General features: G+C 65.3%; 7 protein-coding genes. 6 read left to right on the top strand and 1 reads right to left on the bottom strand.

Annotated elements, in window-relative coordinates; translation table 11 throughout:
* Window positions 1-1,036, bottom strand: a 1,036-nt coding sequence (locus O7A61_RS29950) for a Gfo/Idh/MocA family protein (protein WP_337132825.1), incomplete at its 3' end; no start/stop codon positions are given.
* A 177-nt stretch (window positions 1,037-1,213) separates the two neighbouring features.
* Between O7A61_RS29950 and O7A61_RS29945 the strand changes: the two genes are divergently transcribed.
* The 6 genes from O7A61_RS29945 to O7A61_RS29920 all read left to right on the top strand — a co-directional run.
* Window positions 1,214-2,107: a MurR/RpiR family transcriptional regulator gene (locus O7A61_RS29945; RefSeq protein WP_337132824.1), complete on the top strand. Its 894-nt coding sequence runs from the start codon at window positions 1,214-1,216 to the stop codon at window positions 2,105-2,107.
* Window positions 2,108-2,185: 78 nt separating this feature from the next.
* Window positions 2,186-2,968, top strand: coding sequence for an SDR family oxidoreductase (locus O7A61_RS29940; protein ID WP_337132823.1), 783 nt, complete (start codon window positions 2,186-2,188; stop codon window positions 2,966-2,968).
* The gene (locus O7A61_RS29935; RefSeq protein WP_337132822.1) at window positions 2,965-4,509 is read left to right on the top strand and encodes a mannitol dehydrogenase family protein; all 1,545 of its coding nucleotides are present in this window, start codon (window positions 2,965-2,967) and stop codon (window positions 4,507-4,509) included. The genes O7A61_RS29940 and O7A61_RS29935 overlap by 4 nt, the downstream gene beginning before the upstream one ends.
* Window positions 4,510-4,544: 35 nt before the next feature.
* The gene (locus O7A61_RS29930) at window positions 4,545-5,459 is read left to right on the top strand and encodes a sugar phosphate isomerase/epimerase family protein (RefSeq protein WP_337132821.1); all 915 of its coding nucleotides are present in this window, start codon (window positions 4,545-4,547) and stop codon (window positions 5,457-5,459) included.
* A gap of 90 nt (window positions 5,460-5,549) precedes the next feature.
* A complete protein-coding gene (locus O7A61_RS29925) occupies window positions 5,550-6,584 on the top strand; it encodes an ABC transporter substrate-binding protein (protein WP_027141426.1) in 1,035 nt (344 codons plus the stop codon).
* Between the two features lie 298 nt (window positions 6,585-6,882).
* Window positions 6,883-7,373 (top strand): ATP-binding cassette domain-containing protein (locus tag O7A61_RS29920; RefSeq protein ID WP_337132820.1); only part of this gene is annotated, 491 nt, incomplete at its 3' end.

The raw sequence follows: 7,373 nt of genomic DNA, 5'->3' as shown, positions 1-7,373 counted from the left end.
GGATGATGTCGGCGGCGTCGCGGTAGAAATTGGCGAAGGCCTCGATATAGCCTTCCGGGTGTGCCGCCGGCATGCGCGACACGCGGCGGGATTCAGCCGTCGAGCCATGACCGCCGCGCACCAGCGTGCGGGTTTCCTCGCCATGGACGGAAAAGCGCAGTTCCTCCGGCCGCGCGCCCGACCATTCGAGCCCGGCTTTGTCGCCATAGATGCGCACGGAGAGGTCGTTGTAGTGGCCCGGCGATGTCTGGCTGGCCAGGATCGTGCCGCGCGCGCCGTCGGTCCAGCGCACCAGCACATGGGCGTTGTCGTCCAGCCGGCGTCCGGGCACCGCGGTGAACAGGTCGGCCGACACCGTCTCGGCCTCGCGGCCGGAAATGAAGCTTGCCAGGTTGAAGGCGTGCACGCCGATATCGGCCAGCACCGCCGACTGCCCTGCCCTCGCCGGATCAGTGCGCCACTCCGCCTGCTTCTGGCCGTCGGCGTCGATCGGCTTGGTCAGCCAGTCCTGGATATAGGCGCCATGCACCGATACGATCCGGCCAAGCTCGCCCGCCATCACCATTTCGCGCGCCTGGCGCACCATGGCGTAGCCGGTGTTGTTGAGCGTGACGACGAAGCGGCGCTTTTTCGCGCGCGCCAGCGCCACCAGCGCTTCGGCGTCACCGAGCGTCGTCGACAGCGGCTTGTCGCAGATCACGTCGATGCCGGCCTCGAGAAAGGCGGTGGCGATCGGCGCGTGCAGATGGTTGGGCGTGACGATGACGACCGCCTCGATGCCATCCGGCCGCGCGGCCTCTGCCTTGGCCATGGCGCGATAATCGGCATAGCTGCGCTCCGGCGCGATGCCGATCTCGGCGGCCGAGGCGGCGGCGTTGTCCGGATCGGACGACAGCGCTCCGGCAACCAGCACGATCTGGTCGTCGAGGCGCATGGCCAGCCGGTGCACCGCGCCGATAAAGGCATTGCGGCCGCCGCCGACCATACCAACCCGCAGACGCTGGCGCGTCGATCCATCCAATGTTGCGTAGACCATGTTTTCTCCTCCTGGCTATCCCCGTCGAGTTCTACGGCGCCCCCTCTGTCCTGCCAGACAGAGGGGGCCTCGTAGAGCGCCAACTTTGAACCGTTTACATCCCTCTCCAAGACACGCTTCGAACAGGATTTCCAATTTCCATATTGTAAAACGATCGTATCGCGCTAGCCTGAATTCATGAGCGGGGCAAGAAAACCATCCGGACGATCGAGTGCCGAGGAAGCCGCGACGCGCAAGCGCGGGCGTTCCCTGGCGGCGCTTGGCTATGTACAGCCGCGAAACTATGAGGAGCTGCGCGCCGTGCTGTCTTCCGGCACGGTGCATTTTCCCAAGCGCCTGCGCCAGGCGGCGATCTTCCTGTGGCAGCATCCGAGCGAGGTGGCGCTCGGCACCATCGCCCAGGTGGCGGCGCAGGCTGGCGTCCAGCCCTCGACGCTGGTGCGCTTTGCCCAGATCTTCGGTTATTCCGGCTTTTCCGATTTCCAGGGTCTGTTCAAGGACCATGTCAAAGGATCCTGGCCGGAAGGACGCGGCGAGCCGCGCGCCGAGGCCGAGCCAAACGCCGCCCTGCATTTCCTGCACGGCATGGTCGGCGCCTCGCAGGCCTCGCTCGGCCGCATTGAAAGCGGCTTCGATGTCGAAAGCTTCGAAAGGATGGTGGGGACGCTGGCACAAGCGGACCTGATCTACGTCATCGGCTCCAAGCGCGCCTTCCCGGTCACCAACTACCTGTCGTTGACGCTTTCGCAGCAAGGCGTACGCAATGTGCTGGTCGACAATGTCGGCTCCACCGCGCTCGACCAGGTCGGCTGCATCGGCAGGCAGGATGCGGTGCTGGCGGTGTCCTTCAGCCCCTACAATTCGATCACGCCCGACCTCGTCGCGGTGGCGCACGAACGCGGCGCCCGCATCGTCACCATCACCGACAGCACCTTCTCCCCGCTGATCCGGCTCTCGGACAGCTGGCTGGAGGTGGTGGAATCCGACTTCGCCGGTTTCCGCTCGCTGGCGGCATCGCTGGCGGTCGGCATGGCGCTGGTCCAAGGCGTCGCCGCGCGACGCGGCACATGAGGCGCTGCTGGCACAATTGACTACCGGGAATTATCGTTCCATATTTCAAAAAATAGAAACTTTGTTCCGGGAGGAGGAATGGAGACCAGGCTCGACGGCAAGGTGATACTGGTCACCGGGTCGACGCAAGGCATCGGCCGCGCCATTGCCGAGACGCTGGCGCGTTCCGGCGCTGCTGGCCTGCTGATCACGGGGCGCGACAGCAAGCGCGGCAATGCCGTGGCGGCGGAGCTTTCGCGATCGGGTACGCCGACGCTCTTCGTCGCCGCCGACCTGGAGGATCCGGCAACCCCCGCCGCTCTGGCGCAGGCCTGCATCGACCACTTCGGCCGCATCGATGGTCTGGTCAACGCCGCCGGCCTGACCGACCGCGCTTCCTTCCTCGACGCGACGCTGGACGATTGGGCGGCGCTGTTCGCGGTCAATGCGCGCGCACCCTTCTTCCTGATGCAGGCCGCGATCGCCGACATGAAGAAGCGCGGCCAAAGCGGGGCGATCGTCAACATCCTGTCGATCAACGCCCATTGCGGCTCGCCGGAGCTTGCCGTCTATTCCGCCACCAAGGGCGCGCTGGCGACGCTGACCAAGAACGCCGCCAACGCCCACCGCTTCGACCGCATCCGCGTCAACGGCATCAATGTCGGCTGGACCGACACGCCGGCCGAACGCATCATGCAGGCCGAGACGCTGGGCAACGGCCCGGGCTGGCTCGACGCCGCCAATGCCGCGCAGCCCTTTGGCCGGCTGCTCAAGCCGGACGATATCGCCAACCTCGCCGTCTTCCTGCTTTCCGAAGCGGCCGGGCCGATGACCGGTGCGGTGATCGACCAGGAGCAGGCGGTGATCGGGGCGAACCGATGAACGCCGCTTCGGCATCGTTGGAAACGCTCGGACCGGCCTTGCTTGGCCGGCTTCCGGCCATTGTCCAGACACCCGCCTATGACCGGGCGTCGCTGGCTCCGGGCATGGCGCATCTTGGCGTCGGCGCCTTCCACCGCTGCCATCAAGCCGAATACACCGACGACCTCTTGTCGTTGCAATTCGACCGCTGGGGCATTGTCGGCATCAACATCCGCCCGCCCACCCTCGCCGACACGCTCGGCCGGCAAGGCGGCCTCTACACCAGGCTGATCCGCGAGAACGACCATGTCGAGGCGCGTATCATTGGCAGCATCGTGAAGGTGATCGACAGCCAGGACAACGCCGCACCGGCGCTCACCGCGCTCGCCTCGCCCGACATCGAACTGGTGACGATGACGGTGACGGAAAAAGGCTATTGCCACATCCCGTCGAGCGGTGAACTCGACCTCGGCCATCCCGACATCGTCCATGACCTCGCCAACCCGGACACACCGCGTAGCGTGCCCGGCATCCTCACACGGGCGCTGGAGATGCGCCGGGCCACGCATGGCCGGAAGCTGACACTGCTCTCCTGCGACAACATTCCGACCAACGGCGTCATCCTGGAAAACGTCGTGCGGAGCTTTGCCGAGCGGCGCGGCAATGGTCTGACCGACTGGGTCGCCGCCAATGCCACCTTCCCTTCGGCCATGGTCGACCGCATCGCGCCGGCGGTGACGCGGGACGACCTCGACAGCGTCGAACAGTGGTTCGGCTACCGCGATGCCGCCGTCGCCGTCGGCGAACCGTTCCGGCAATGGGTGATCGAGAAGAAGTTCGCCGGCCGCGCTCCGCGCTGGGACCTGGCCGGCGCGACTTTCGTCGACGATGTCACGCCCTTTGAGCATCTCAAGATGCGGGTGCTGAACGGCGCGCAGACGACGCTCGCCACGCTCGGCGTACTGGCTGGCCTCGAACACACGTTCGATGCCATCGCCGACCCGCTGCTGTCGGTCTTCGTCAGGCGCATGCTGGTCGAGGAAACGCTGTCGACGCTGATGCCGGTGCCTGGCATGGAGCCACTGGCTTATGTCGACCAGAGCCTCGGCCGCTTGCGCAACACCGCCATCCGCCACCGCAACCACCAGATCGCCACCGATGGCTCGCAGAAGATCGTCCAGCGCCTGCTCAACCCGATCCGCGACCGGCTGAACCAGGGGGCCAGCATCGGCCTTTTGTCGGTGCCGGTCGCCGGCTGGATGGCCTATCTGATCCTGGCCTCGCCCCGCTTCGGCAAACGCTGGCCGGTGTCGGATCCCTATGCCGGCAGGGTCGCGGCAATAGCCGACGCGACGGGCAACGATGCGCCGGCTCTGGCTTCCGCCATCCTGGCCATCGACACGATTTTCGATCCCGAACTTGCCGCGAACGAGACGTTCCGGCAGGCCGCGGCTTCGGCGCTTGGCGAACTGCTGTCGGACGATCCGATGGCGGCAGTCCGTCACAGTCTCGAACAAGACGAGGTCGCGAGGTTGAAGCGATCCAAACAATCGGCATTATAGGCATCGATCGCGGGTTCGCGGTCAGGGGAGGCATGATGAAACTTGGACTGCTCACCGCACCGTTCGCGGAGACGCCGCTTGGCGAGGTCGCCGGCTGGGCAAGCTCCGTCGGCTTCGAGGCCTTGGAAATCGCCTGCTGGCCGAAAACCTCCGGCGCGACCCGCCGCTATGCCGGGACCAGCCACATCGACGCTGCCGGCACGTCGGCCTCGCAGGCAAAAGAGATTGCCGCCGCGCTGGCGGAAAAGAACATGTCCATCTCCGGCCTCGGCTATTATCCCAACCCGCTGCATCCCGATGCCGCGCACCGCGAGGCGGTCACCGGCCACCTCAAAAAGGTCATCGTGCTGGCCGCAAACATGGGTGTATCAGTGGTCAACACCTTCTGCGGCGGCGATGCGTCCAAGACCGTCGACGTCAACTGGCAGGACGCGCTGAAAGTCTGGCCTGAAATCGTCGCCCATGCGCGCGACCACGGGGTAAAACTCGCTTTCGAGAACTGCCCGATGATCTTCAGCTATGACGAATGGCCGGGCGGGCACAACATCGCCTACTCGCCGCAGGTCTGGCGCCGCATCCTGGAGAGCTGGGGCGGCGATGTCGGCATGAATTTCGACCCCTCGCACCTGGTCTGGCAGATGATCGACCAAGCCCGCTTCATCAGGGAATTCGGCGCCTACATGCTGCATGTCCACGCCAAGGACCTGATGATTGATCATGATGGTTTGTACGAGCGCGGAATCCTTTCGTCCGGGATAGGCTGGCAGGTGCCGCGCATGCCGGGGCTGGGCGATGTCGACTGGAGCGGCTTCTTCTCCGGCCTCTATCGCGCCGGCTATGACGGACCGGTCATCATCGAACACGAGGACAGGCGATTTGAAGGCAGCGACGATCAGGTGAAGCGGGGCTTTCTGCTCGCCCGCGACGTGCTGCGTCCCTTCGTCAAGTGATGGCATGGCGGGCCACTTGACTCTGTTTGTGAGTGGCGCGGCTTAACGGATTAAAACTGAACTGAAAAACAAATGTGGAGGAAGACTGAAATGAAGAAATATCTGACCATGGTCCCGTTGCTTGCCAGCGCGGCCCTGCTGGCCTCGGTGGGCGTGTCGTCCGCCGCCGGCAAATACACGATCGGCATCTCCAACACCGTGCAGGGCAATGGCTGGCGCGAGGAGATGGTGTGCGCCATGAAGGCGCAGGCGCTCGCCTCCGGCGAAGTGACCAAGCTCAACATCGCCCACCGCAACACCGATGCCGCCGGCCAGCTCGAAGACATCCGCAACCTGATCAGCGCCAAGGTCGACGCCATCGTCGTCAACCCCGCCGATCCGGCCGGCATCAAGGCCGGCCTGGAAGAAGCCACCAAGGCCGGCATCGTCGTCGTCGCCGTCGACCAGGCGGTCACCGAACCGTCGGCCTACATCATTTCCAACAACCAGGAACAATATGCCTATCTCGGCGCCAAATGGCTGTTCGGCCAGATGGGCGGCAAGGGCGAGGTGTTTTATATGCGCGGTGCGGCCGGTGCGTCCGCCGATAGCGATCGCGACAAAGGCTTCAAGAAGGCGCTGGCCGAATTCCCCGACGTGAAGGTCGCGCAGGAAGTCTTCACCGGCTGGCAGCAGGACCAGGCCAAGCAGCAGATGCTGTCGTTCCTCGCCACCGGCACGCCGTTCAACGGCGTGTGGACGTCGGGCATCGACAACGTCATCGTCGACGCGCTGGTCGAATCGCAGGCGCCGCTGGTGCCGGTGGTCGGCGCCGACAATGCCGGCTTCGTCGGCCAGCTGAGCTCCGTCAAGGGCCTCGTCGGCGCTGCCGTCACCAACCCCGGCTCGATCGGCGGTGCGGGTGTAACGCTCGCCCTGCAGATCCTCGACGGCAAGAAGCCAGCCCAGCAGACCGTGCTGGTCGACCCGCAACTGTGGGACAACGCCACCGACGAAGGCAAGGCCAAGCTGAAGGCCGCCGCCGACCCGTCGCTCAGCCCGGAATGGCCGGTCTCGATCTCGATCCCGGACTGGACGACTTACACCAAGGACCAGATCGTCGCCTGCAAGGGCCCGGGGGAGTAAGCCGGGTTTGAATTACGTGACGAGGACGGCGGGTCGCCTCCTCGTCATGCGAAGGTCCGCGTTCTACGTCGCCCCCTCTGTCCTGCCGGACATCTCCCCCTCAAGGGGGGAGATTGACAATTCCGGCGCCGGCTCTCGTCTTGCAAGTTGAAAGTTGGCGAAAGTCGAAACGACTGCCAATCTCCCCCCTTGAGGGGGAGATGTCCGGCAGGACAGAGGGGGGCCTCGTAGAGTGCCAACCTGTCAAAGCAATTGAGCTCCTTCAAACATCTGAACAGCTTCACCGAGAACCACACGATTGACCAATCTCCTCCTCGACGCCACGGGCGTCGCCAAGAATTACGGCGCAGTTGCGGCTCTCCGTAACGCGTCGCTCTCCGTCCTGCCGGGCGAGGTGCACGCCTTGATGGGCGCCAATGGCGCCGGCAAGTCGACGCTGGTGAAGATCCTGACCGGCGCCATATCAGCCAATGCGGGCCGCATCCTGATCCGTGGCGAGGCGCGCGACATACGCTCGCCCGCCGCCGCGAGGCGCGCCGGGCTTTTGCCTGTCTACCAGGAGCCCTCGCTGATCCCCGATCTCGACGTGCTGTCCAATCTGCGGCTGACCGGCACGCCGGTCGAGCCGTTCCGCGCCTGGGTGCGCGAGCTCGGCATTCCTGACCTCGACCTGCGCGACACCGCGCGTGACATTCCGCTGGCCGTACTGCGCGTGCTGGACCTTGCCCGTTCGCTGGCCGTCGAGCCCGACGTGCTGCTGCCCGACGAGATGACGGCGGCACTGCCCGC

The sequence above is a fragment of the Mesorhizobium sp. Cs1321R2N1 genome, from assembly GCF_037179725.1.
Lineage (GTDB): Bacteria > Pseudomonadota > Alphaproteobacteria > Rhizobiales > Rhizobiaceae > Mesorhizobium > Mesorhizobium salmacidum.
This window is presented reverse-complemented; position numbering and strand designations above follow the sequence as displayed.

Excerpts from the sequence above, each read along its gene's own strand:
- O7A61_RS29945 (WP_337132824.1), top strand. The coding sequence starts at position 1,214 with ATGAGCGGGGCAAGAAAACCATCCGGACGATCGAGTGCCGAGGAAGCC.
- O7A61_RS29940 (WP_337132823.1), top strand. The coding sequence starts at position 2,186 with ATGGAGACCAGGCTCGACGGCAAGGTGATACTGGTCACCGGGTCGACG.
- O7A61_RS29935 (WP_337132822.1), top strand. The coding sequence starts at position 2,965 with ATGAACGCCGCTTCGGCATCGTTGGAAACGCTCGGACCGGCCTTGCTT.
- O7A61_RS29930 (WP_337132821.1), top strand. The coding sequence starts at position 4,545 with ATGAAACTTGGACTGCTCACCGCACCGTTCGCGGAGACGCCGCTTGGC.
- O7A61_RS29925 (WP_027141426.1), top strand. The coding sequence starts at position 5,550 with ATGAAGAAATATCTGACCATGGTCCCGTTGCTTGCCAGCGCGGCCCTG.